At 71.7% G+C, this 1,482-nt stretch carries 1 protein-coding gene and 1 pseudogene; both read left to right on the plus strand.

Annotated features, from left to right (window positions below; genetic code table 11):
- Positions 1-318 precede the first annotated feature (318 nt).
- Positions 319-789 (plus strand): annotated as a pseudogene (locus tag FV223_RS27400) (VIT family protein); the annotation flags it as partial.
- Between the two features lie 97 nt (positions 790-886).
- Positions 887-1,330 (plus strand): DMT family transporter, encoded by a 444-nt coding sequence (locus FV223_RS27405; protein ID WP_147729846.1) that lies wholly within the window; start codon positions 887-889, stop codon positions 1,328-1,330.
- Positions 1,331-1,482: the final 152 nt, after the last annotated feature.

Here is a 1,482-nt window from a genome sequence, read left to right on the forward strand (position 1 = left end):
GCCGGAGGGCGGCAAGGCGCCGACCGCGCCTCGCGACGGGTCGGGCAGTTCGGACGCGACAGCGGGACGGCACCGTCCTGCGCCGCCCGGTGGCTGTCTAGACCCGTCGCCTCGGCCCGCGCAACCGAGACCGGGCGTCCCGGGGCGGCCGATCGCTGCGCGGCGTGCCCGAAAACACCTCGAAACCGCGCGAAACGGGTTGTTTGGATCAATTCCAATGTGTAGCTTGGAATCGATCTAAATAGGATGTCGATTATGGACGCGACCCTCGTCGTCGACCCCCATACCCCGCAACCCCACGACGACGCCCACCGCGCCTTCGTGCTCGCCTACGTCCAGCCGGGGCTCGCCGGGCTGATCGACGGATCGGTCTCGACGCTGGCCCCGATCTTCGCCGCCGCCTTCGCCACGCACAGCAACGGCGCGACCTTCCTCGTCGGGCTCGCGGCCTCGCTCGGGGCCGGGATCAGCATGGGCTTCACCGAGGCGCTCTCGGACGACGGCCGCGTCACCGGGCGCGGGAGCCCGTGGATGCGGGGCCTGGTCTGCGGCGCGATGACGGCGCTCGGCGGGCTCGGCCACACCCTGCCCTACGCGATCCCGAGCCACTGGCCGAACGCCTTCGCGCTCGCGACCGGCCTCGCGGTGCTGGTGGTGGCGATCGAGCTGCTCGCCATCGCCGCGATCCGCACCCGCTACATGGCGACCCCGTTCGGCCGCGCGGTGCTGCAGATCGTGCTCGGCGGCGCGCTGGTGCTGGCGGTGGGGGTGCTGATCGGCAGCGCCTGAGCGCGTGGCCCGATCCGACGGGGCGCCGGCCGCCACCATTTCGTCGCAGGCGATCCGAATCGGGAAACTGGGCGGTTCGGCCGCGCGATACCGAGTCATGTGGTATCTCTACGGACTGACCGTCCTCGCCGGCCTCGCGAACGCGATCCAGCCCGGGCAGAACGCGACCCTCTCGAAGACCTTCGGCCTGCCGGTCACGGCGGCCGTGGTGATCCTCTTCGTCAGCACGGCCTTCATGCTGCTGGGTGGCCTGGCATTCGGCAAGCTCGCCGTGCCGAGCTGGGAGCAGGTCGCGGCGGTGCCCTGGTGGGGCTGGCTCGGCGGCTGCCTCAGCGTCCTGCTGATCCTGGCCCAGCTCTACGCCGCGCCCGCGATCGGCGCCGCGTCGTTCCTCGGCCTCATCGTGACGGTCGGCGTCGTCGCCTCGATCGTGCTCGACAACTACGGCTGGGTCGGGTTCGAGGTCCATCCGGCCAGCCTGTGGCGCGTGCTCGGGGCGGCCCTGATGATCGTCGGCGTCGGGATGGTCGCCTTCACATGAACCCTGATCGTCGCGCGGCATGAACCCTGATCGTCGCGCGGCGTGAGGCTCGGCCGGCGCGCGGCACGCGCCGGCTCGCTTGACGCGGCCGGCCTCAACCGCGATGCGGTCCCCCGTGTCCTTCCGCCTCGCCCACCTCACCGACCCGCATG

This window comes from Methylobacterium sp. WL116, assembly GCF_008039455.1.
Classification (GTDB): domain Bacteria; phylum Pseudomonadota; class Alphaproteobacteria; order Rhizobiales; family Beijerinckiaceae; genus Methylobacterium.

What these genes read in the sequence shown, in the direction of transcription:
- FV223_RS27405 (WP_147729846.1), top strand. Translation starts at nt 887, where the DNA reads ATGTGGTATCTCTACGGACTGACCGTCCTCGCCGGCCTCGCGAACGCG.